The organism is Zoogloea sp. (genome assembly GCF_030157465.1).
Taxonomy (GTDB): domain Bacteria; phylum Pseudomonadota; class Gammaproteobacteria; order Burkholderiales; family Rhodocyclaceae; genus Zoogloea.
On sequence record NZ_JAOAUU010000144.1, the window covers coordinates 15080 to 36269 of the forward strand.

A 21190-nucleotide genomic window follows, 5' to 3' on the forward strand; every position below is an offset into this window, starting at 1 on the left:
GCCGCCGGCGGTGAGCGGGGGGCCTCAAGTTTGCCGGCAGGGGGGCCGATAAGGCCTCACACGTGGAAGGACCATTTGGTTCGGGCCGAACCTGTCGGAGAGATCATGAAAGCTATTTTTGCGCCGGCGGTGGCGATTCTGAACCGCATGCGTTATCCGGCGAAATTCGCCTTGCTCGGGCTGATAGCCCTGCTGGTGATCGGATTCCTGCTCGTTCAGCTCGCCCTTTCCCTGCGCGAGAGCGTCGTTTTCACCGAGAGGGAAGCCGATGCCCTGCAGCGGGTTCCCCGTCTGCTCAAGGTTCTCCAGGTTTCCCAGCAGCATCGGGGCTTGTCCTCCGGGGTCCTGAACGGCAACGAGGAGATGCGGCCCGCGCTGCAGCAGAAGACCGGCGAAATGGCCGCGGCGATGAAAGCGGCCGACGAGGTGCTTGCTACCAGCTCTGCCGCCACGGTCGGCAAGCGCTGGAGCGAGGTCCGGACGGGGTGGGAGGCCATCCAGTCCGGCGGGCTGCAGATGAAGCCCCGCGACAACCTGCTCGCCCACACGGCGCTCATCCGCAAGATCGTGCTTGCGCTGCACGACATGAGCGACGACGGCAACCTGACCCTCGATCCTTCGGCCGACAGCTATTACCTCATCGACAACGTGATGCGGCGCGTGCCGGATGTCTCCGAGCGGCTGGGCCGTTTGCGGGCGATGGGCACCGGCGTGCTGGCGGCCAAGGCCCTGGACGAGCAGCGTCAGTTCGATATCAGCTCGCAGCTTGGCGAACTGAACATGGCCCTGGCCGACTTCAATGAGAACCTGCAGCGGGCGGCGGCCAACAATCCGGCGCTCCAGACGTCTCTCTCCAGGCTGGAGCAGGAATTCGCCGTCGTGACCTCCAGCGTCGTCAATGAGCTGCAGGAACACATCCTCAAGGGCGATTTCGAGATGGCCGCACCGGTGTATTTTGCGCTGGCCACCAAGGCCATCGACATGACCTACGCCCAGACCTACGAAGTGCTCATTCCGGGCACCCAGGCTCTGCTTTCCGCGCGACTCGACCGTTTGAACCGGGCGCTGACCATCAATGCGGTGCTTGCCGCGCTGGCGGTGCTGGTTCTTCTGTATCTCTCGTCGGCCTTCTGCATCGCGGTGATTCAGTCGGTGAACGAACTGCGTGCCGGAGCCCGTGAGCTGGCGGCCTGCAACCTGCGTTCGCGCATTGAGTTTTCGGCCGACGACGAACTGCGGCTGGTCGCCGATCAATTCAACGAAATGGCACAGTCGTTTGCCGATGTGATCGGCAAGGTTCAGAACGGCGCCAACGATGTGACGAGCGCGGCGGTGTCGCTCGCCAGTTCCGCAACGCGGGTGTCGGTGGGTTCCGAGCAGCAAAGCGAGGCGGCATCGAGCATGGCTGCGGCGGTCGAGGAAATGACGGTCGGGATCGAGGAGATTGCCAGCAGCGCCTCCGAGGCGGAAGGCATCTCCTCGGCGTCGGGGCGTTTGTCTGCCGAAGGTGGAACGGTGGTGGCGAGGACGGTAAGCGAGATGGAGCGCATCGCCACTTCGGTGCGCGAGTCGGCAACGGTGATCCAGGATCTGGGCGACCAGTCGGCGAAAATCTCGACGATCGTCAGTTCGATCAAGGAGATCGCCGACCAGACCAACCTGCTGGCCCTCAATGCGGCCATCGAGGCCGCCCGCGCCGGTGAAACCGGACGTGGTTTTGCGGTGGTTGCCGACGAGGTGCGCAAGCTGGCCGAACGCACCGCAAAGGCGACCGGCGAGATCACCGGCATGGTGGCTTCGATCCAGAGCGGCACGGCACGCGCCGTGGATACCATGCAGGACGGCGTGACGCGGGTGCAGGACGGCGTGGTGCTGGCACAGCAGGCCGGCACCTCGATGGAGCAGATCCGTACCGGTGCAACCCAGGTGCTCGGGGCGGTGGCCGACATTTCGTCGGCCCTGCGCGAGCAGGGCGCCGCGAGCACCGAGATTGCCCGCAACGTGGAGCACATCGCCCAGATGGCCGAGCAGAACAGTGCGGCGGTCAGGGATACCGCGGATACGGCCCGTCACCTGGAAAGCCTGGCCCAGCAGTTGCGCCAGGAAGTGGCTCACTTCAGGATCTGAGCCCGCGTCATCCGCAGTGCAAAAAGGCCCTGGAACGCTGGCGCTCCAGGGCCTTGTCACATCAGCGCGCAGGCTGTGCGCCTCATTCGGGCATCAGCGCGCTTTCGAGTTCCTGCCGCCCGAGGGGCGAAGCCATTGCGATGACGTGCTGGTCCGCTTCGAGCATGAATTCCTTGGGCGGGTTGAAGACCACGTCACCGTGGCTGCGTACGGCCAGCAGCACGTAGTTGGGGCTGCGCAGGCGCAGGGTGTCGAGCGCGCGGGGTTCGAAGTGCTGGGGCACCCGCACCTCCTCGAGGCGCAGCTTGAGTTCGGAGCGGAGCATTTCGTCGAGGAAGGACACGACGTGGGGTCGGATCATGCTGGAGGCGATCCGCATTCCGCCGGTGAAATCTGGCGAGATCACGCTGTCGGCACCGGCCTTGCGCAGCTTTTCGGTGTTGCGAACCTCGTGGCAGCGGGCCACGATGCGCACGTTCGGATTGAGCTGCTTGGCGGTGAACACGATCATCAGGTTGCGGCTGTCGTCGCCGGTGACGGCAAAAACGCCCTGGGCATCGTGGATCCCGGCTGAAAGCAGCAGATCGTCGTCGCTGGCGTCGCCGCCAAGGTAAACCAGCCCGGGCAGGCGATCGCGCTGGGCTTCCAGGGCAACTTCGTCGGAGTCGATGGCGACGAAATGGCGATGGGTGGTGGTCAGTTCGTTGGCCACGTTGCGTCCGACCCGGCCGAAGCCGCAAATGATGTAATGGCCGTGGAGCTTGCGAATCTGCTTTTCCATGCGACGTCTCCGCAGGGTGAAATCAAGATCGCTTTCGAGGAAGAAAACGGTCAGGCTGGTGAAAAGAAAGGTGACGGCGCCAAAGCCCGCCAACGCGATCATGCCGGCGAAGAAGCGTTCGGCAAAACCGTCGATGTGCACGACTTCGCCGTAGCCGACGGTGGTGACCGTGATGATGGTCATGTAGAAGGCGTCGGACAAATCGGCCTTGTCGCCGCCTGCCACGTAGAAACCCGCCGTGCCGACGGCCAGGAGCGCGACGAGGAATCCGGCCGCGAAGTAGATGCGCAGGAGGATGCGCGGCAGCTGGCTGTGGCGCTTTGGCGCGCACACGGCCTTTTTGCGTTTGCGCAAATGCAGCAGGCGGCGCAGCAGCGCGATGAAGTAGGTGATTTTCAAGACTTGCGGTTTCTGCGCTTGCGCCAGTTGTGGATGAGATAGCTGCGCCAGGCGAGACGGGTCAGCAGGTAGCCGGCCAGCGAGAGGCCGGAGGCCAGCGCGACCAGCCCGATGAACAGCGGGCGTCCCAGCCCCGCCATCCACCCGGCAAGGTGTTCGATCCACACCATGAGACTCGTGTCGCCCCATTCCGGCGGCGCGGTGAAGTGGCCGCTGCCATTGCCGAGAATCCATTCGCCGATCGAAAACGCCGCAATGTAGAGCGGCACCAGGGTGAGCGGATTGGTGTACAGGGTGGTGACCAGCGCCAGCGGCAGATTGACCCGGAAGGCCAGACAGCACAGCGCGGCGGCAAGCATCTGGAGCGGGCCGGGAATCAGGCCGCAGAACAGCCCCACGGCAACGGCTCCGGCCACGGAGTGGCGGTTGAGGTGCCACAGGCGGGGGTGGAAAAGGCTTGAGCCAAAAGGTGCCAGCCAGCGGTTGGCGGCGAGCTTCTCATGACTGGGCAGGTAGCGCTTGAGCTGTCGTCGCATGGTGGGGGCGGGCCGGTTGCGGGGCAGGCCCGGATCTTGGTCGCTGATTCTAACCGAGTCGTCCTGGCTTCGTGTTTCCGCTACGGTGCGCCGGATTTCGGCTAAATTCCGGCCTATGCGAATTATCGTTTTGGCATTTGCGGCTGGCATTTTCGTCTGCCAGCTCGGGGCCGCGTTGCCGTCACCGCCGGCGATGGCCGCTGCGCTGGGTGGCGGGCTGGGGCTTGGCGCGCTGGCATGGGGCGTGTCGCGCCGGCGGGCTCCGCTGTGGCGTGGTGTCGGGGCCGTGCTGACGGCGTTGGCGATGGCCGCCATGGGCTGGAGCTATGCAGCCTGGCGGGCCGAGCTGCGCCTCGCCGAGGCCCTGCCGGCCGCATGGGAAGGGCGCGACGTGATCGTGACGGGTGTGGTGGCGTCGCTGCCCCAGGCCTTCGAGCGCGGCCTGCGTTTTGTGCTTGAGGTGGAGGAGAGTGCCGCACCGCTGCCGCGGACCATTTCGGTGGCCTGGTACTCGGGTTTTCGCGACGAGGAGTCGGCAGCGCTGGCCGATGTCCGTGCGGGCGAGCGCTGGCGCCTCACGGTGCGCCTCAAGCGGCCGCATGGAAACGTCAATCCCCACGGTTTTGATTACGAGGGCTGGCTGCTGGAGCAGGGCATCCGCGCCACCGGCTACGTGCGGCCGGCGGACGACAATGCCCGGCTCGAGGCCTGCGTGCCCGGCGTGATGAACACCGTCCTGCGCCTGCGCGAAGGCGTTCGGGAGCGCTTCAGGCAGGCCTTGCCCGACGCCCCTTACGCCGGTGTGCTGGTTGCGTTGGCGGTGGGTGACCAGCGCGCGATTGCGCCCGAGCTGTGGCGGGTTTTTGCGCGCAGCGGAATTTCGCACCTGGTCGCAATCAGCGGTTTGCACGTCACGATGATCGCCGCACTTTTCGCCGCGGCGCTTGGCGGTATATGGCGCCGCAGCCCCTCGCTGGCCCTGCGCTGGCCGGCCCAGCAGGCGGGCGTGGTGGCCGGCTTTGCGACAGCCTTCGTCTATTGCCTGCTGGCCGGCTGGGGCGTGCCGGCCCAGCGCACCCTTTACATGCTGGGCTGCGTGGCGCTGGCCCTGGTCCTGCGTCGCGAGACGGCGCCGAGCCGGGTGCTTGCGTTGGCGCTGGGCGTGGTGCTGGTGCTCGACCCGTGGGCGGTGCTGGCGGCCGGCTTCTGGTTGTCTTTCGGCGCGGTTGCGCTGCTGCTTCTGGTGGGTAGCGGCCGGCTGGCCAGCGAGGGGCGGCTGAAGGAGGCGCTGCGCACCCAGTGGGCGATCACCCTCGGGCTGGTGCCGGCGCTGCTGGTGCTGTTCCAGCAGTTCTCGCTGGTGTCGCCGCTGGCCAATGCGATCGCGATTCCCCTGGTCAGCTTTGTCGTAACGCCCTTGGCGATCGGCTATGCGATCCTGCCCTTGCAAATGCTGGCCGACCTGGCCCACGGCGCCTTTGCGCTGACCATGCTGCCGGTGCAGTGGCTGGCGGATCTGCCCTGGGCCTACTGGCAGCAGGCCGCGCCGCCGCCGCTGCTGGCCGTGCTGGCAAGCCTTGGCTGCATCTGGGCGCTGTTGCCGCGAGGCACGCCGGTGCGCTGGGTGGGGCTGAGCTTGCTGGTGCCGCTGGTGTTGTGGACGCCGCTCCGGCCGGCCCCGGGCGAAGCGAAGGTGAGCGTCCTTGATGTGGGGCAGGGCCTTGCGGTGCATGTGCAGACCGCTACCCGCGACCTGATCTACGATACCGGCCCGGCTTTCTCGACCGATGCCAACAGCGGCGAGCGCATCCTCCTGCCCTACCTCAAGGCGCTGGGCGTGCGCCGGCTCGATACGCTGATCGTCACCCATCAGGACAACGACCACGCCGGTGGCGCCGAGGCCGTGCTTACCGGCATTCCGGTTGGCGAGGTGCTGAGCTCGTTGCCGCAGAACCACCCGGCCCGGCTGATTGCCGGCACCCGCCACCAGCCCTGCGTGGCCGGGCAGGGCTGGGAGTGGGATGGCGTGCGTTTCACCATGCTGCATCCTGAAGCGCTTGCCGATGGCGCCCGGCCGCGCAAGACCAACGATGCCGCCTGCGTGCTGCGCGTCGAGGCGGCCGGCCGGCGCCTGTTGCTGACCTCCGATATCGAAGCGGTTTCCGAGGCCGGGCTGCTTGCGCGGAATACGGCCGGCCTGGCCAGCGACGTGCTGGTCGTACCTCACCACGGCAGCCGGACCTCATCGACACCGGCCTTCATCGAAGCGACGCGGCCGCGCTGGGTGATCTTTCCGGTGGGCTACCGCAACCGCTTCCGCCATCCCAACGCCGAGGTGTGGGCACGCTGGTCGGCCTCTGGCGCCGGCATTCTGCGCACCGATGCCAGCGGGGCGGTGATTGTCAATCTGGGCCACGCTGGGCTTCGCGTCGATACCGCCCGCGATCTGGCGCCGCGCTACTGGCACGGCCGCTGAAGGCGGCAGGCCGCCGCCGGATGCTATGCTTGCCCCACTCTTTTTCGCAGTGTTCCTGACCGACCATGAGCCTCCTCGCCGCCCTCCGCAAGCTCTTTGCCGGTGCGCCTGCCACGCCGCCCGCGCCCATGTCGCCCGTTCCGGCACCACTCACCGAAGTTGCCCCCGAACCGGTGGCGCCCGAACCGCGCCTGCGCAGCGTCCAGTGCATCGGCGCCCACGGTTTTCATCGCATGGCCTACACGGAATGGGGCGATCCCCACAACCCGCGGGTGCTGGTCTGCGTGCACGGCCTGACCCGCAACGGGCGTGATTTCGACGATCTGGCACGGGCCATGGCGCCCCACTACCGGGTGATCTGTCCGGACGTGGTCGGCCGTGGCCGCAGTGGCTGGCTGGCGGTCAAGGACGACTACCAGTTGCCGACCTACGTGGCCGACATGATCACGCTGATCGCACGCCTGGACGTGGAAACGGTGCATTGGATGGGGACGTCGATGGGCGGCCTGATCGGCATGATCATCGCCAGCATGCCCGACAACCCGATCCGCCGGCTGGTGCTCAATGACGTGGGGCCGGTGGTGACGGCTGCTTCGTTGAGGCGCATCGGGCAGTACGTCGGCAATGCACCGGTGTTTCCGAGCTACGAGGCCGGTGAATCTTATATCCGTGAGGTGAGTGCGCCGTTTGGCCGGTTGACCGACGCCCAGTGGCGGCATTTGTCCGAAACCTCGCTCAAGGAGGTGGATGGCGGTTGGGCGATGCGCTACGACCCGGGCATCGGCGAGCCCTTTCGCAAGACGCCCATCCTTGCCGACGTGAATCTGTGGCCCATCTACGAAGCCATTTCCAGCCCGACGCTGGTGATGCGCGGGGCCGAATCCGACCTGCTGCTGCATGATACGGCGGCACAGATGACGACCCGCGGGCCGAAGGCGCGACTGGTTGAAGTGCCGGATGTGGGCCACGCACCCACCCTCATGGATGCTGCGCAGATCGCTCCGATCCGCGACTTCCTGCTGGAGGCGCGCTGATGAGTGGCGCATGGCTGTCGGCATTTGCGCTGGCGGACTGGATCGCCCTCGCCTGGTTTTTTGCGTGTTGGGCGGGCTATGGCTGGGTCGTCGAGCACGGCCCGCTGGGCAGTATGCGCGGGCTGCTCGGGGCGAGTCACCATTTTCGTCTTGAATGGGGCCGGCAACTGCTGAGGCGGGAAGGGCGGGTGGGGGACGCGGCGCTGATCGGCAACCTGATGCAGAGCGTGTCCTTTTATGCCAACACCACGATCTACGTGATCGCCGGCCTGCTGGCCCTGCTCGGCACGATGGACAAGCTGATCGACGCCGCTTCGGATCTGCCTTTCGCCAAGCATGTGTCGCGGGACGTGTGGGAGGTGAAGCTCCTGTTGTTGCTCACGGTGTTCATCGTGGCCTACTTCAAGTTCACCTGGTCGCTGCGCCAGTTCAACATGCTGTCGCTGCTGGTGGGCGCCGCGCCTCCGCCTGGTGAGGGAACGGAAGAATACGCGCAGCGCTTTGCCAGGATCAACGCGCTGTCGGGTGACGAGTTCAACCGCGGCATCCGGGCCTACTACTTCGGCCTGGCTGCGGTGTTCTGGTTTGTGGATCCGTGGATCTTCTCGGCGATCACCACGCTGATCGTGGCGGTGCTTTACCGGCGGGATTTCCGCTCCAAGACGCTGGCGGCGATGCTGCCCTAGCGGGGCGCCGCCGCCGCGGGTTTTGCTAATCCTGTTCGAGCTTCACCGAAACCGAGTTGATGCAGTAGCGTAGCCCGGTGGGGGCGGGGCCGTCCTCGAAGACGTGCCCGAGGTGGGCGCCGCAGTTGTTGCACAGCACTTCGGTTCGCACCATGAAGTGGCTGCGGTCCTCGGCTTCCTCGACATTTTCGGGGGCCGACGCGGCATAAAAGCTCGGCCAGCCGCAGCCGGAGTCGAACTTGTGCTCGGATGAAAAAAGTTCGGTGCCGCAGCAGGTGCAGCGGTATTGCCCGGCCTCATGGCAATCCCAGTAACGGCCGGTAAAGGCCCGCTCGGTGCCTTTCTGGCGGGTTACCTGATATTCCTCGGGTGACAACAGCTCGCGCCATTCGGCGTCGGTCTTTTCTATCTTGCGGGTCATGGCGTTCTCCGGGGGTATTCACTCAACCCAAAACAACCTGAAGGGTCGGAGCAGTCGTGGCGAGCAGAGGCCCGAAGTCGCAACGAGTAGCGGTGTTGCGAGATCGGGATTGTTATTCGGCCTTTCAGTGCAGGTGCTTGGGCATCTGCTCGGCCTGCTCTTCAGGCAGCTCGGCATGTACGGCTTCGCCTTCCGGCGACGGGTACATCGGGGCGCCGCAATCGTCGCAGTATTCCATGGGGAATTCGTTGTCCAGCACCAGCACGTCGGCAATGCCGCAGGCGCGCAGGGTGGCTTCGATTTCCGCGAGGGTCTCGCTGCTTTCGTCTTCGGCGCCCAGCAGCGGCCACACCACGCCGTGCACGACTTCGTTTTGCCCGCGCAGCGTGAAGCCGATGCGGAACTCTTCCACCTGGCGCTCGAAGAAGGGCGCGACGACGGCACGCAGGCCGGCGGCCGGCGCGTCGAGGGTGGTGGACAGGAAGGCGGCGGAAGCCTGGATGGAGTAGGGTCGGGAGGCCTTGTCGGCTTCGCGGCTGGCTGCGAAATAGGCGTTGGGGAGCACGACTTCGAAGGCGCAGCCGGTGAGCAGCGGGGCGATGCAGGCGCCGCCCTGGGCGCGCCACTGTTCGAGGGCCTGTTCGCGGGTGCACTCTTCTTCTTGCCAGCGGAAGATCGGGGCGCCCTTGGGCACGACGACCGCGCCGAGCATGTAGCGGGTGTCGGACAGGAACTGGGCGGTTTCCGGCAGGTTGTCGGTCTTGATGTGCAGATCGGTGTCGTCGCCGGCTGACTTGCCCAGGTGGATCGCGAAGTCGGCGGTGGCGCAGTAACCCTGGGGAAGCTGGTCGGGGCTGAACAGGAAGTCGGCCAGCGCCAGCTTGACGCCCTTGGCGAGCACGTGGGCCTTGAGGTGCACGCGCAGGTTGGCCATCACGGCAGCGGCAATCGGCGCGGCTGGAATGCGGTAGCGTGACCAGGCCATCACCGGCGCAGCGATCAGCAGCACGTCGTGCTGGTCGTCGGAATTGAGGGCGCCCTCGGCACGCGACTCGATCATGTCGGCGAGTTCGTCGTAGGCATGGGGGCTGGCCGTGGAGAGGTGGTCGAGGGCGGTGTTGAAGGCGTCTTCGTCGTCGGCGCGCAGCATGCCATCGACCGCGTCGGCGAGGCGCTGGTCCCAGAAGTGGTCTTCAGCGCGGCTGCTGGAATCGGCCAGGCCGTTGGCGAGCCACAGGAGTTGTTCGGCGTCGCGCGGCAGTCCGCCGCGGCGCCCGAGTCGGTTACGTTTCATCGGGGGCTCTCCTTGTTATATGAGGGTTGGACACGGCATGCGGTCCGGCGATCCCGTGGCCGGGTATTTTGCCTGGCCCGGGATGGCTGCCTGTCAGTAAGACGGCGGGTCGAGGCGCACTTCCTGCAGGATGATGGTGGAGATTTCTTCGATGGACTTGGCGGTGGAGTCGAGCCACTTGATGCCTTCGCGCTTCATCATGCGCTGGGCCGCCTCGATTTCGTGGAGACAGTTCTCCATCGACGCGTAGCGGCTGTTGGGGCGACGCTCCTGGCGGATCTGCGACAGGCGGTCGGGCCCGATGGTGAGGCCGAAAAGCTTGCTGCGGTGATGAACCAGTTCAGGAGGCAATTTGTTGCGCTCGAAATCTTCCGGGATCAGCGGGTAGTTGGCCGCCTTGATGCCGAACTGCATGGCCAGGTACAGGCTGGTCGGCGTCTTGCCGGAACGGCTCACGCCGACGAGTATCACATCCGCCTCTTTCAGGTCGGCGTGGGAGACGCCGTCGTCGTGGGCGAGGGTGAAGTTGATCGCCTCGATGCGGCGCTTGTAGTCCAGGCTGTCGGCGATGCCGTGGAAACGGCCGGCGGCGTGGGTCGAGCGCTGGCCCAGCTCGCTCTCCAGGGGTTCGATGAACTTCTCGAAGAGGTCGAGGAAGAGGGCGTCCGCTTCGCGCAGGGCGGCTACGGCGTCGGGATCCACCAGCGTATTGAAGACGATGGGGCGCAGGCCGCTTTCGACGGCCGCATCGCGGATTTTCTGCACACAGTCGCGTGCCTTGTCCGGAGAATCGATAAACGGCTTGCGGTGGTGGCGAAAGCGGGTATCCGGAAACTGGGCCAGAAGACTGTGACCAAGGGTTTCGGCAGTGATGCCGGTGCCGTCGGATACGAAGAAAACGGAGCGGGTCTGGGTCATGAAAGTGCCAACAGGGAAAGGGCGAATTCGCTTGCCCGGCTTGTCGCCGGGCGACGGAACATATTATCCCATTCCGGGCGCAGGGCTGGGCCCGGACGACAACTTGACTCCGGTCCGGCCTGGCGCCGGGGCGTGGCATGGCGCACGCATTAGGATAAACCCTGCATGCGGCACAGCAGCAAAACAACTTACAATATCCGCACCATAAAGATACTTAGCGTTTCTTTTCATTCTCTCCCAGGAAGATTCATATATGGCCCGTAACGTCATTCCGTTCCAAGAACTGCGCATGACCGACGTTGAGCAGGTTGGCGGCAAGAACGCCTCCCTCGGCGAAATGATCAGCCAGCTGCCCGCCAGCGTGCGCGTTCCCGGTGGTTTCGCCACCACCGCCGCTGCTTACCGCGAGTTCCTGGCCCACCAGGGCTTGGCCGAGCGCATCAGCGCCGCCCTTGAGACCCTGGACGTGGATGACGTCGTTTCATTGGCCAAGGCCGGTGCCCAGATCCGCCAGTGGATCGTCGACACCCCCTTCCCGCCGGCACTCGAAGCGGAAATCAAGACCGCCTACGAGCAGATGACCGCCGAAGGTGAAGGCAGCTTTGCTGTGCGCTCCTCCGCCACCGCGGAAGATCTGCCCGACGCTTCCTTCGCCGGCCAGCAGGAATCCTTCCTGAACATCCACGGCTACGACAACATCCTTCACGCCATGAAGGAAGTGTTTGCGTCGCTGTACAACGACCGTGCCATCGCCTATCGCGTACACAAGGGCTTCACCCACGCGGAAGTCGCTTTGTCCGCCGGCGTGCAGCGCATGGTCCGCTCCGACATCGGCGCCTCCGGCGTGATGTTCACGATGGACACCGAATCCGGCTTTGACGGCGTGGTGTTCATCACCGCCTCCTACGGCCTCGGCGAAACCGTCGTGCAGGGCGCGGTCAACCCCGACGAGTTTTACGTTCACAAGGCCACCCTGGCCCAGGGCAAGCCTGCAGTGATCCGCCGTAACCTCGGCTCGAAGATGATCAAGATGGTCTTCTCCGAGACAAAGGAAGCCGGCAAGTCCACCCGCACCATCGACGTGCCGGAAGCTGATCGCAACGTGTATTCGCTCACCGACGCCGACGTGCTCGAGCTGGGCCGCTACGCGATGATCATCGAGAAGCACTACGGTCGTCCGATGGACATCGAGTGGGGCAAGAGCGGCGACGACGGCAAGCTTTACATCCTTCAGGCCCGCCCGGAAACCGTCAAGAGCCAGCAATCCGGCCACGTCCTTGAAAAGTACCGCCTCAAGCAGTACAGCAAGTCGCTGACCCACGGCCGCGCCATCGGCCAAAAGATCGGCGCCGGCCAGGTTCGCGTCGTCAAGGATGCCTCCGAGATGGATCGCGTGAAGGCCGGCGACGTGCTCGTCACCGACATGACCGACCCGAACTGGGAGCCGGTGATGAAGCGCGCTTCCGCCATCGTCACCAACCGCGGCGGCCGTACCTGCCACGCGGCGATCATTGCCCGCGAGCTGGGCATTCCGGCCATCGTCGGTTGCGGCAACGCCACCGAGGTGCTGGACGAGAACGATGATGTCACCGTTTCCTGTGCCGAAGGCGACACCGGTTATGTGTACCGCGGCAAGCTCGACTTCGAAATCGTCACCACCGATACCGGCAACCTGCCCGATATTCCGGTGAAGATCATGATGAACGTCGGCAATCCGGAGCTGGCCTTCGAGTTCGCCCAGATCCCGAACGAAGGCGTTGGCCTGGCCCGTCTCGAGTTCGTCATCAACAACATGATCGGCATCCACCCGAAGGCGATTCTCGAAATCGGCCAGGTGCCGGCCAATCTGCGCGCCGAGATCACCCGCCGTTCCCGCGGCTACGCCACGCCCAAGCAGTTCTTCATCGAGAAGCTGGTCGAAGGCGTTGCCACGATTGCTGCCGCCTTCTACCCGAAGCCCGTGATCGTTCGCCTGTCCGACTTCAAGTCGAACGAATACCGCAAGCTGCTCGGCGGCGAAATCTACGAGCCGGAAGAGGAAAACCCCATGCTGGGTTTCCGCGGCGCGTCCCGCTACATTGCCCATAGCTTCCGCGATTGCTTCGAGATGGAATGCGCGGCAATGAAGAAGGTGCGCAACGAGCTGGGTCTCACCAACGTGCAGCTGATGGTTCCCTTCGTGCGTAACGTCGAAGAAGCCAAGGGCGTTGTCGACCTGCTCGCCGAACACGGCCTGAAGCGCGGCGAGAACGATCTCAAGCTCATCATGATGTGCGAGATCCCGTCCAACGCGCTGCTCACCGAGCAGTTCCTCCAGCACTTCGACGGCTACTCCATCGGCTCCAACGACCTGACCCAGCTCACCCTGGGCCTCGATCGCGACTCCGGCCTGGTGGCCCACGCTTTCGACGAGCGCGATCCGGCCGTCAAACAACTGCTGTCGATGGCCATCAACGGCGCCAACAAGCTGGGCAAGTACGTCGGCATCTGCGGTCAGGGCCCCTCCGACCACGCTGACTTTGCCGAATGGCTGATGGACGAAGGCATCCAGACCATCTCCCTCAACCCGGACACGGTTGTGGATACCTGGCTGCAACTGGCTGCACACAGCAAGGGCCGGTAATTCCGAGCTTTGGCTGACGTCAGGAAAGGCCGGCCACCGAAAGGTGAGCCGGCCTTTTTTCATGTGCGCCAATCATGGCCCCGTCACCGCCTTTGGTTCAGAATGCCCTGCGGAGGTGGTGAAATGGACTTGGAATGGTGGCACTGGATTGTGCTGGGTTTTGCGCTGGTGATCGCCGAGCTGGCGGTGCCGGCTTTCTTCGTCATCTGGTTCGGGCTGGGCGCACTGCTGGTGGGGCTGGCCTTGCTGGTGGCGCCACTGGGGGCCACGGCGCAAGTGGCGCTGTGGGTGGCGGCTTCGCTGGCGATGGTGGTGCTGTGGTTTCGCGTTTTCAAACGCGGCGATCACAAGACGCTGATCGGGCAGTCGGATGGCGAGACGATCGGCGAGGTGGGTTTGATGACGAAGCCGGCGGCGCCGTTTGCGCGGGGCAAGGTGCGCTTCCAGAAGCCCATTCTCGGTTCGGATGAGTGGGAGTGCGTGGTGGATGAGCCGATAGCCCTTGGCGAGAGGGTGAAGGTGGTGTCGGTGGAAGGCAGTTTCCTAAAGGTTCAGAAAGTTTGAGGAGCAGGCAATGAGCAACGCGATGGTGGTTGTGCTGGCGATCCTGGTTTTCGTGGTGGTGACGATCGCCAAGGGAGTGCGCATCGTGCCCCAGGGCGAGGAATGGATCGTGGAGCGGCTGGGCAAGTATTTCGGAACACTGAAGCCGGGCCTCAACATCATCATTCCGTACCTCGACAAGGTGGCCTACAAGCTGGTGACCAAGGACATCATCCTGGATGTGCAGGAACAGGAGGTGATCACCCGCGATAACGCCGTGATCCTCACCAACGCGATCGCATTCTTGAAGGTGACCGATCCGGTGAAGGCGGTGTATGGCGTCACGGATTTTTCCGAGGCGATCCGCAACATGATCATGACCACGCTGCGTTCGATCATCGGCGAGATGGAGCTGGATGAGGCCCTGTCGAGCCGCGACAAGATCAAGGCGCGCTTGCGCGAGATGATTGCCGACGAGGCGGTGGACTGGGGCCTGACGGTGAAGTCGGTCGAGATCCAGGACATCAAGCCGTCTTCGTCGATGCAGAAGGCGATGGAGCAGCAGGCATCCGCCGAACGGGAGAGAAAGGCCGTGGTGACCCGCGCCGAAGGCGCCAAGCAGGCTGCGATTCTCGAGGCGGAGGCGCGACTGGAGTCGTCCAAGCGCGACGCCAACGCGCAGGTGATGCTGGCCGAGGCGTCGGCGGAGTCGATCCGCCGGGTGACGGCGGCGATCGGCACCGAGACGGCACCGATGCTCTTTTTGCTGGGCGAGAAATACATCGCGTCGCTCGAGCGCATGGGGTCTGCCGAGAACGCGAAAGTGGTGGTATTGCCGGCCGACCTTCAGGAAGCCGTGCGCGGCCTGATCGGCGGCGCGACCCGGCGCTGAACGGAAGCCCGGCGGGGGCTTCGTCATCGGCGCCGGGCCATGTAGGATAGGTCCCCTATGTTTGCCTATATTGTCCGTCGCCTTCTTTACGCGCCGCTGATCCTGATCGGCGTGAATTTGCTTACTTTTGCGCTGTTCTTCGTGGTGAACACACCTGACGACATGGCGCGCATGCAACTGGGTGCCAAGCGTGTAACGCCCGAAGCCATCGAGCGCTGGAAGGTGGAGCGGGGCTACGACAAGCCGCTGCTCTTCAATGCGGGTGCCGAGGGCGCCGAAACGCTCACCCGAACGATCTTCTTCGAGAAATCCCTGCGCATGTTCGTCTTTGATTTTGGTCGTGCCGACGACGGACGCGACATTGCCAGCGAGATCCAGTCGCGCATGGGGCCGTCGCTGGCCATTGCGCTGCCAACCTTCGTGCTCGGGCTGCTGGTTACGGTTTCGTTTGCGCTGCTGCTGGTGTTCTTCCGGGCGAGTTATCTCGATTTTGCCGGCGTGGTGCTGTGCGTGGCGATGATGTCCATTTCCGGGTTGTTCTACATCATCGGCGGGCAGTGGCTGGTGTCGAAGATCTGGCATCTGGTGCCCATTTCGGGCTACGGCGGGGGGCTGGACGCGTCGCGCTTCCTGGTGTTGCCGGTGGTGATCGGGGTGATTGCCGGCATCGGCGGCAGCGCGCGCTGGTATCGCACGATTTTCCTGGAGGAGGCGGGCAAGGATTACGTGCGTACGGCCCGCGCCAAGGGCTTGTCCGAGCTGCAGGCGCTGTTCCGGCATGTGCTGAAAAACGCAATGATCCCGATTCTGACCGGCGTGGTTGTGGTGATTCCGTCGCTGTTCATGGGCAGCCTGATCACCGAATCCTTCTTTGGCATTCCCGGCCTTGGCAGCTACACCATCGATGCGATCAATGCCCAGGATTTTCCGGTGGTGCGGGCGATGGTCTTCATCGGTTCGCTGCTCTACATCGTCGGGCTGATTCTTACCGATCTTTCGTACACGCTGGTTGATCCGCGGGTGAGGCTGGAATGACGGGCATTCAACCGCTGGTCTTATGGACCGATCTGCTGCTCTTCGGCCTTCTTGCCTGCACGCTGCTGGCTGGCTGGAGCGTCCGCCGCAGCGAACCCATGCGCGCAGCCTGGCGTCGGGTGGGCGAAAGCAGTGTCGGCATGACGTCGCTCACCATACTGATGGTTTTCCTGCTGGTCGGCCTGATGGACAGCCTGCACTACCGGGAGCGCCTGGCGCCAGCCGGTGGCGAGCAGCTTGCTGCCGACGACCGCCGGCAACTTTCCACCGAGGTTCGCAGCGCCCTCGATGCGCTGGCGGCGCCGCTGCGGACGCGGGTCGAGAAAACCTATTCGGCGCCTCTGGCCTATCAGTTGTTCGCCCGGCAGACCGTCGAAGGGCCGGATGGCAGCCAGAAGCGCGAGTTTCCGCGGCTCAAGCATGGCGGGGCAGATTTGAAGTACCCGGAGCACGAGCTGGATGGCGATATCGTCGGGCGCATCGGAATGGGGCTGGCAGTGGCTGCGGTGGCATGGATTGTCTTTGCGGCGGTGCTGGTCAAGGTGGTTGCCATGTCGCGGCGGGTGCCGGCTGGCGCGGCATGGCGGGCGATCTGGCGTGGCAAGGGCGGGCCGGCCTGGCGGGCCGTGCTGGCCACGCTGGGCGTGATGCTGCTGCTGATCGGGCCGCTGGCGGCACTGGCTACCGAATACCACGTGTTCGGCACCGACAAGGTGGGGCAGGATGTGCTCTTCCTGACCCTCAAGAGCATTCGCACGGCGCTGGTCATCGGCACCCTGACGACGCTGGTGACCTTGCCGCTGGCGGTGGCGCTGGGAATCATGGCCGGTTACCTGGGCGGCTGGGTGGATGACGTGATCCAGTACATCTACACCGTGCTCAACTCGATTCCCGGTGTGCTGCTGATTGCCGCGGCGGTGCTGATGATGCAGGTGGTGATCGATACCCATCCCGAGTGGTTTGAAACCGCAGCCGAGCGGGCGGATGCGCGTCTTTTGGCGTTGTGCCTGATCCTCGGCATGACCAGCTGGACGGGCTTGTGCCGCCTCTTGCGTGGCGAAACCCTGAAGCTGCGGGAGCTGGAATACGTTCAGGCGGCACGTGCCTTTGGCGTGTCGACGACCCGTATCCTGGCACGCCACGTGCTGCCCAACCTGATGCACCTGGTGCTGATTGCGCTGGTGATGGATTTTTCCGGGCTGGTGCTGGCAGAAGCGGTGCTTTCCTACGTGGGCATTGGCGTCGACCCGGGTACGGTGAGTTTCGGCACCATGATCAACGCCGCGCGCATGGAGCTGGCCCGGGAGCCCATGGTCTGGTGGAGCCTGGTTGCGGCCTTCATTTTCATGTTTGTGCTGGTGCTGGCCGCCAACCTGTTTGCCGACGTGGTGCGCGACGCTTTTGATCCGCGGGCAAGTTGAGCGCCCCCTGGGCCGGGCTACGCCCCGCCCGCCCCCCGAGGGGGACAAGAAAACTTGGGGCGGCCCTGCGTTTTCTTCAGAGCGCTTGCCCCGGATGACGCTCAGGCCAGAACCTTGCGCTTTTGCGCCGGCTGTTGAAGCAGGGCGAGCTGGGCCTCCATTTGCCCGGTGATGGTCGACGGATTAGGCACCATTGCCGCATCGACCAGCAGCCCGATCTGGTGGTGTCCGGCATAGGACACGATGCTGACGGCCAGTCCCAGATCGCCGGACGTCGGGCTCCAGAACATCTGTTCGACGATTTTTGCGCCGCTCAGGTAACGCGGCTCGTGTGATCCCGGAACATGACAGAGGAGGGCGCTGCTCTTGGTTGCCAGCAGCTTGAGTGCCTGCAACTGCACGGCACGGGGGGTCTGGCCGATGAGGCTGAAGAGGCCGAGGGCGCGCTGTGCATCGTAGGCTTCGCGGAAAGCCTGCACCCGGCGATGCGTTTCTTCGAGTCGCTCCCGCGGATTTTCGATGCCCACCGGCAGTTCCAGGGGCATCAGCCCACAGCGGTTACCAAGGATTTCCTGGGTGTCTTCGCTGCGCAGATTGACGGGCATCAGGGTGCGCAGTTCGATGCCTGCGGTGGGGGCGCCCTGTCGCGTCAGATAATCATGCAGGGCGCCGCCCAGGCTGGCCAGCAGAACGGCGCTGGTCGTTGTTTCGTGGTGTCGGGCAATGGCGTCGACGGTGGATTCTGCCAGCGGCACACTCCAGCTCACATGCTTGACGCCCTGCGGGTGCCCTTTCAAAAAAGTGTGGCTGTCGTCGCGCCAGCCAGCAAGTTTGCCGATTTCGAGGGCGAGTGCGGTGCTGGCCCGGGCATAGTCGAACACCTGCTGCGGGTAAAGCAGCAGGCTCAGGTACTTGGCCCAGAAGGCGCCGGACAGCTTGATTCCGTCGGTCACGGCATGCGTGAGCGGCGCATACAGTTGGTCGAAAAAATTGGTGTCGGCAGGGCTGGGCAGCGGCGGTGATTCGGCTATCGGGCTGGCGTCGGTGAGTGACTGCAGCACGCGGATCAGGGCGATGCTGTCGGCAATGCACTGGTGCACGCGGGCGATCAGGGCGCTGCCGCCATGGTAGTGGCTCACCAGATGGAGCTGCCACAGGGGGCGATCCGGGTCGAGGGGGGTTGCGGCAAGCTCGCCGATCAATGCTTCGAGTGCTGATTTTTCGTCACCCGGCGGAAGGCTGACCGTGACGATATGGGCGCTCAGGTCCACCTCACCGCTCTCCCAGATCGCGCCGACCGTGTCGCGCAGGACATGCTGGCCGAAACGTTCCATGGGCAGGAGTCGGGTTTTCAGACATTTCGCCAGCGCCGCAGCCTCCAGTGGCGTTTCCAGCACAAGCACGCCGACGACCTGCATCAGATTGGTGTTCTGTTCGATCTGAAGCCAGGTCATATCCAGGCTGCCAAGCCGTTCCAGTGTGCTCATGGGCGTCTCCAGGGAATCTCTGTCTACCGGCGCAGCGCCGATTCATCCACAAGATTCTGCGCCAATTCCCATTTGGTCGAAAGACGCGGGATGCTTCTGCGATGCCTGCTAAAGATGCATGGCCCACTTGCCGTTACTCAACCAGTGCTTGCGCCAATGCCGTCCGCCGGCCGGCTTTCTGAAATATTACAAATGAATATATACGCTTCGCCCCCCACTGAAGAACTGCTCGAGTTCCTCGAAGACGACGAAGCCGCCGAGCCGCAGTCCAGCTGCAATAAATGGAAGGTGCTCGTCGTCGACGACGACGCCCAAGTTCATCAGGCGACGGCTTTTGCGCTTAACCGCGCGACGGTTTGCGGTCGTCAACTCGAACTGCTGCATGCGTACTCGGCGAACGAGGCGCGGGTCTTGCTTGAAGGCCGCAGCGACATTGCGGTCATTCTTCTTGATGTCGTGATGGAACGTCACGATGCCGGACTCGGTCTGGTCCGTGTGATCCGCGAGGATCTCGGGCTGGCAGATGCACGCATCATCCTGCGTACTGGTCAGCCCGGTTATGCCCCCGAGCTCAGCGTGATCCGTGACTATGACATTAACGACTACCGGACAAAGTCCGAACTTACCCACACCCGCCTGATCACGACCCTGACTGCCGCAATCCGCTCCTACGAGCAGATCTGCGCCATGCATGCCAATCGCCGAGGGCTCGAATTCCTGATCGAAACAGGCAACCAGCTCTTTGTTCCACGGAGCATGCGCGACTTTGCCGACGTGGCATTGAAGCATCTGTCCACTCTGCTCGGCCATCCGCTTGATGCCGTGTTTTGCGGGCCGATCGATCAGGGCGGGGCGCCTGGTGACCAGGAAGGGCTTGGTGTGCTGGCCGCCACAGGCCGCTACTGCGATTTCGCAGGCCAAAGTCTCGATGAGCTCAGCGACGTTCCCCTGTGCAGATCACTCAGGGGCGGGCTGGCGCATCAAGGGCATACGTTCCATGGCGAAGGTTGCTGCCTTTATCTTGGCCGGGTCCATGGCAAGGAGGCGCTGGTTCATCTCAAACTGCCAATGTCGGTGCATGACCAGACGCGGCGAATGATCGAGGTGCTGTGCGTGAATTTGAAAGTCGGCTTTGAAAATGTGATTCTTTTCGAGCGACTGAATTTTTTTGCTTACTTCGATCCGTTGACCCGCCTGCCCAACCGAACGCGTTTTCTCGACAGTCTCGATGACCGCCTCAAAACTTCGCACGGGACAGGGTGGACGCTCGGTATTATCGATATCGTCCGATTCTCTGAACTCAATGATGCCCTCGGTCATCGCAGTGGCGATCTCCTGCTGGTCGAGGTCACCCACCGTCTTCAGGCCCATGTCGGACCGAATGCACTGGTTGCCCGCGTGGCAGGAGACGCCTTCGGCATCTGCTGGCAACCGGATGAAAACGGCGCCCGATCTATTCTCGATGTCTTCTCTGCGCCGTTTGTCGTTCGCAGCCACTCGATCCCCATGCGAGCCCGTGCGGGCTTCGTCGATGTGGAGCCGGTTTCGGGAGGCGCCGTGGAATTGCTCAAGCGCGCCAACTTGGCTCTCAGCCATGCAAAGCAGGAAGGCGACCAGCACTGGCGCTTCTTCACCAGAGAAATGGAGGCAACTACCCAGAGCCGCGTGCAGTTGCTGAACGAGCTCCGTTCCGCGCTCCACTTGGGTGAGGGGCTTGAACTCCACTACCAGCCCCAGGTTTCGCCTATTGGCCAGCAGGTGGTTGGCTGCGAAGCCCTGATCCGCTGGATGAAGCCCCACGGTGAAATGGTGGCGCCCGACGTTTTCATCCCTCTGGCCGAATACACCGGCCTGATCGTCGAAATCGGCGACTGGGTATTCGCCGAAGCCTGCCAGCAGATCGTTCGCTGGGACAAGGAGGGGCTGCCGCACTTCCGGGTCGGCATCAACATCTCCGCAGCCCAGTTTCGGGAGCCGGATTTTGTCAGCAAAATTGCGGGTGTAATCGAATCCACGGGCGTGAGTCCGGCGAGGCTTGAGCTCGAAATCACCGAGTCGGTTGCCATGGAGGATCCCGAATCAGTAGCGCGCCAGCTGCGTGAGCTCAAATCGCTGGGCTTGCGGGTTGCAGTTGACGATTTTGGATGCGGCTTTTCCTCGTTGGGCAGCCTCAATCGCCTGCCTTTTGATCGCGTCAAGATCGATCGTGCGTTTGTTCGAGAGCTGACCCCGGAAACGTCTCAAGACTGTATCGCTCGAATGATCGTGAAGCTGGCAAAAAGCCTGGGGCTGGAAGTGACCGCGGAAGGTGTTGAAACAGAAGTCCAGGCCAGGCTGCTTGATGAAATGGGTTGCAAGGAAATGCAGGGCTTTCTCTATGGAAGACCCATGAATGCGGATGCGTTGATGGGCTGGATCATGGCAAGGAGCTTGCCCTTGTGAGGGCGCTCTGGCGTCGATGACTGATTTACCTCTTTAATGTCTTGACTGTTTTTGATAGTTCTCTATAATGCGGCC

General features: G+C 63.7%; 16 protein-coding genes. 10 read left to right on the forward strand and 6 right to left on the reverse strand.

Annotation, left to right across the window (positions count from 1 at the left end; all coding sequences use genetic code 11):
- Positions 1-105: 105 nt before the first annotated feature.
- Entirely contained in the window at positions 106-2127 is a 2022-nt protein-coding gene (locus Q1W26_RS17630) for a HAMP domain-containing methyl-accepting chemotaxis protein (protein ID WP_300442841.1), read from the forward strand.
- Positions 2128-2209: 82 nt separating this feature from the next.
- On the opposite strand, the gene Q1W26_RS17635 is transcribed toward Q1W26_RS17630, so the two are convergent.
- Both Q1W26_RS17635 and Q1W26_RS17640 read right to left on the reverse strand, forming a co-directional pair.
- Entirely contained in the window at positions 2210-3307 is a 1098-nt protein-coding gene (locus Q1W26_RS17635; RefSeq protein ID WP_300442843.1) for a potassium channel family protein, read from the reverse strand.
- Positions 3304-3843 (reverse strand): DUF2062 domain-containing protein, encoded by a 540-nt coding sequence (locus Q1W26_RS17640; RefSeq protein WP_300442845.1) that lies wholly within the window; start codon positions 3841-3843, stop codon positions 3304-3306. The genes Q1W26_RS17635 and Q1W26_RS17640 overlap by 4 nt, the downstream gene beginning before the upstream one ends.
- Before the next feature lie 115 nt (positions 3844-3958).
- On the opposite strand from Q1W26_RS17640, the gene Q1W26_RS17645 reads away from it, so the two are divergent.
- The 3 genes from Q1W26_RS17645 (at position 3959) to Q1W26_RS17655 (ending at position 8039) form a co-directional block, all read left to right on the forward strand.
- Complete coding sequence (locus Q1W26_RS17645) at positions 3959-6319, forward strand: DNA internalization-related competence protein ComEC/Rec2 (RefSeq protein WP_300442847.1); 2361 nt, start codon at positions 3959-3961, stop codon at positions 6317-6319.
- A gap of 65 nt (positions 6320-6384) precedes the next feature.
- A complete protein-coding gene (locus Q1W26_RS17650) occupies positions 6385-7353 on the forward strand; it encodes an alpha/beta hydrolase (protein ID WP_300442849.1) in 969 nt (322 codons plus the stop codon).
- The gene (locus Q1W26_RS17655) at positions 7353-8039 is read left to right on the forward strand and encodes a DUF599 domain-containing protein (RefSeq protein ID WP_300442851.1); all 687 of its coding nucleotides are present in this window, start codon (positions 7353-7355) and stop codon (positions 8037-8039) included. The genes Q1W26_RS17650 and Q1W26_RS17655 overlap by 1 nt, the downstream gene beginning before the upstream one ends.
- A 25-nt stretch (positions 8040-8064) precedes the next feature.
- On the opposite strand, the gene msrB is transcribed toward Q1W26_RS17655, so the two are convergent.
- From msrB to Q1W26_RS17670, 3 genes are all read right to left on the reverse strand, one after another.
- Complete coding sequence (gene msrB, locus Q1W26_RS17660) at positions 8065-8460, reverse strand: peptide-methionine (R)-S-oxide reductase MsrB (protein WP_300442853.1); 396 nt, start codon at positions 8458-8460, stop codon at positions 8065-8067.
- Between the two features lie 124 nt (positions 8461-8584).
- Positions 8585-9754 carry a DUF2863 family protein gene (locus Q1W26_RS17665; RefSeq protein WP_300442854.1) on the reverse strand — a complete coding sequence of 390 codons (1170 nt, stop codon included), beginning with the start codon at positions 9752-9754 and terminating at the stop codon, positions 8585-8587.
- A 93-nt stretch (positions 9755-9847) separates the two neighbouring features.
- Positions 9848-10672, reverse strand: coding sequence for a pyruvate, water dikinase regulatory protein (locus Q1W26_RS17670; protein ID WP_300442856.1), 825 nt, complete (start codon positions 10670-10672; stop codon positions 9848-9850).
- A 253-nt stretch (positions 10673-10925) separates the two neighbouring features.
- Between Q1W26_RS17670 and ppsA the strand changes: the two genes are divergently transcribed.
- The 5 genes from ppsA to Q1W26_RS17695 all read left to right on the forward strand — a co-directional run bounded on the left by ppsA (position 10926) and on the right by Q1W26_RS17695 (position 17186).
- Complete coding sequence (gene ppsA / locus Q1W26_RS17675; protein ID WP_300442858.1) at positions 10926-13295, forward strand: phosphoenolpyruvate synthase; 2370 nt, start codon at positions 10926-10928, stop codon at positions 13293-13295.
- A gap of 123 nt (positions 13296-13418) precedes the next feature.
- The gene (locus tag Q1W26_RS17680; protein ID WP_300442860.1) at positions 13419-13859 is read left to right on the forward strand and encodes an NfeD family protein; all 441 of its coding nucleotides are present in this window, start codon (positions 13419-13421) and stop codon (positions 13857-13859) included.
- A gap of 10 nt (positions 13860-13869) precedes the next feature.
- Entirely contained in the window at positions 13870-14730 is an 861-nt protein-coding gene (locus Q1W26_RS17685; RefSeq protein WP_300442862.1) for an SPFH domain-containing protein, read from the forward strand.
- A gap of 57 nt (positions 14731-14787) precedes the next feature.
- Positions 14788-15765 (forward strand): ABC transporter permease, encoded by a 978-nt coding sequence (locus Q1W26_RS17690; RefSeq protein ID WP_300442864.1) that lies wholly within the window; start codon positions 14788-14790, stop codon positions 15763-15765.
- Positions 15762-17186, forward strand: coding sequence for an ABC transporter permease (locus Q1W26_RS17695; protein WP_300442866.1), 1425 nt, complete (start codon positions 15762-15764; stop codon positions 17184-17186). The genes Q1W26_RS17690 and Q1W26_RS17695 overlap by 4 nt, the downstream gene beginning before the upstream one ends.
- A 101-nt stretch (positions 17187-17287) precedes the next feature.
- Here Q1W26_RS17695 and Q1W26_RS17700 read toward each other — a convergent pair whose 3' ends face one another.
- On the reverse strand, positions 17288-18673 hold the full coding sequence (locus Q1W26_RS17700) for a WS/DGAT domain-containing protein (protein ID WP_300442868.1): 1386 nt from the start codon (positions 18671-18673) through the stop codon (positions 17288-17290).
- Positions 18674-18865: 192 nt separating this feature from the next.
- On the opposite strand from Q1W26_RS17700, the gene Q1W26_RS17705 reads away from it, so the two are divergent.
- Positions 18866-21115, forward strand: a complete 2250-nt coding sequence (locus Q1W26_RS17705) for an EAL domain-containing protein (protein ID WP_300442870.1) — start codon at positions 18866-18868, stop codon at positions 21113-21115.
- Positions 21116-21190 lie beyond the last annotated feature (75 nt).

What these genes read in the sequence shown, in the direction of transcription:
- Q1W26_RS17630 (WP_300442841.1), top strand. Translation starts at nt 106, where the DNA reads ATGAAAGCTATTTTTGCGCCGGCGGTGGCGATTCTGAACCGCATGCGT.
- Q1W26_RS17640 (WP_300442845.1), bottom strand. Translation starts at nt 3,843, where the DNA reads ATGCGACGACAGCTCAAGCGCTACCTGCCCAGTCATGAGAAGCTCGCC.
- Q1W26_RS17645 (WP_300442847.1), top strand. Translation starts at nt 3,959, where the DNA reads ATGCGAATTATCGTTTTGGCATTTGCGGCTGGCATTTTCGTCTGCCAG.
- Q1W26_RS17650 (WP_300442849.1), top strand. Translation starts at nt 6,385, where the DNA reads ATGAGCCTCCTCGCCGCCCTCCGCAAGCTCTTTGCCGGTGCGCCTGCC.
- Q1W26_RS17655 (WP_300442851.1), top strand. Translation starts at nt 7,353, where the DNA reads ATGAGTGGCGCATGGCTGTCGGCATTTGCGCTGGCGGACTGGATCGCC.
- msrB (WP_300442853.1), bottom strand. Translation starts at nt 8,460, where the DNA reads ATGACCCGCAAGATAGAAAAGACCGACGCCGAATGGCGCGAGCTGTTG.
- Q1W26_RS17665 (WP_300442854.1), bottom strand. Translation starts at nt 9,754, where the DNA reads ATGAAACGTAACCGACTCGGGCGCCGCGGCGGACTGCCGCGCGACGCC.
- Q1W26_RS17670 (WP_300442856.1), bottom strand. Translation starts at nt 10,672, where the DNA reads ATGACCCAGACCCGCTCCGTTTTCTTCGTATCCGACGGCACCGGCATC.
- ppsA (WP_300442858.1), top strand. Translation starts at nt 10,926, where the DNA reads ATGGCCCGTAACGTCATTCCGTTCCAAGAACTGCGCATGACCGACGTT.
- Q1W26_RS17680 (WP_300442860.1), top strand. Translation starts at nt 13,419, where the DNA reads ATGGACTTGGAATGGTGGCACTGGATTGTGCTGGGTTTTGCGCTGGTG.
- Q1W26_RS17685 (WP_300442862.1), top strand. Translation starts at nt 13,870, where the DNA reads ATGAGCAACGCGATGGTGGTTGTGCTGGCGATCCTGGTTTTCGTGGTG.
- Q1W26_RS17690 (WP_300442864.1), top strand. Translation starts at nt 14,788, where the DNA reads ATGTTTGCCTATATTGTCCGTCGCCTTCTTTACGCGCCGCTGATCCTG.
- Q1W26_RS17695 (WP_300442866.1), top strand. Translation starts at nt 15,762, where the DNA reads ATGACGGGCATTCAACCGCTGGTCTTATGGACCGATCTGCTGCTCTTC.
- Q1W26_RS17700 (WP_300442868.1), bottom strand. Translation starts at nt 18,673, where the DNA reads ATGAGCACACTGGAACGGCTTGGCAGCCTGGATATGACCTGGCTTCAG.
- Q1W26_RS17705 (WP_300442870.1), top strand. Translation starts at nt 18,866, where the DNA reads ATGAATATATACGCTTCGCCCCCCACTGAAGAACTGCTCGAGTTCCTC.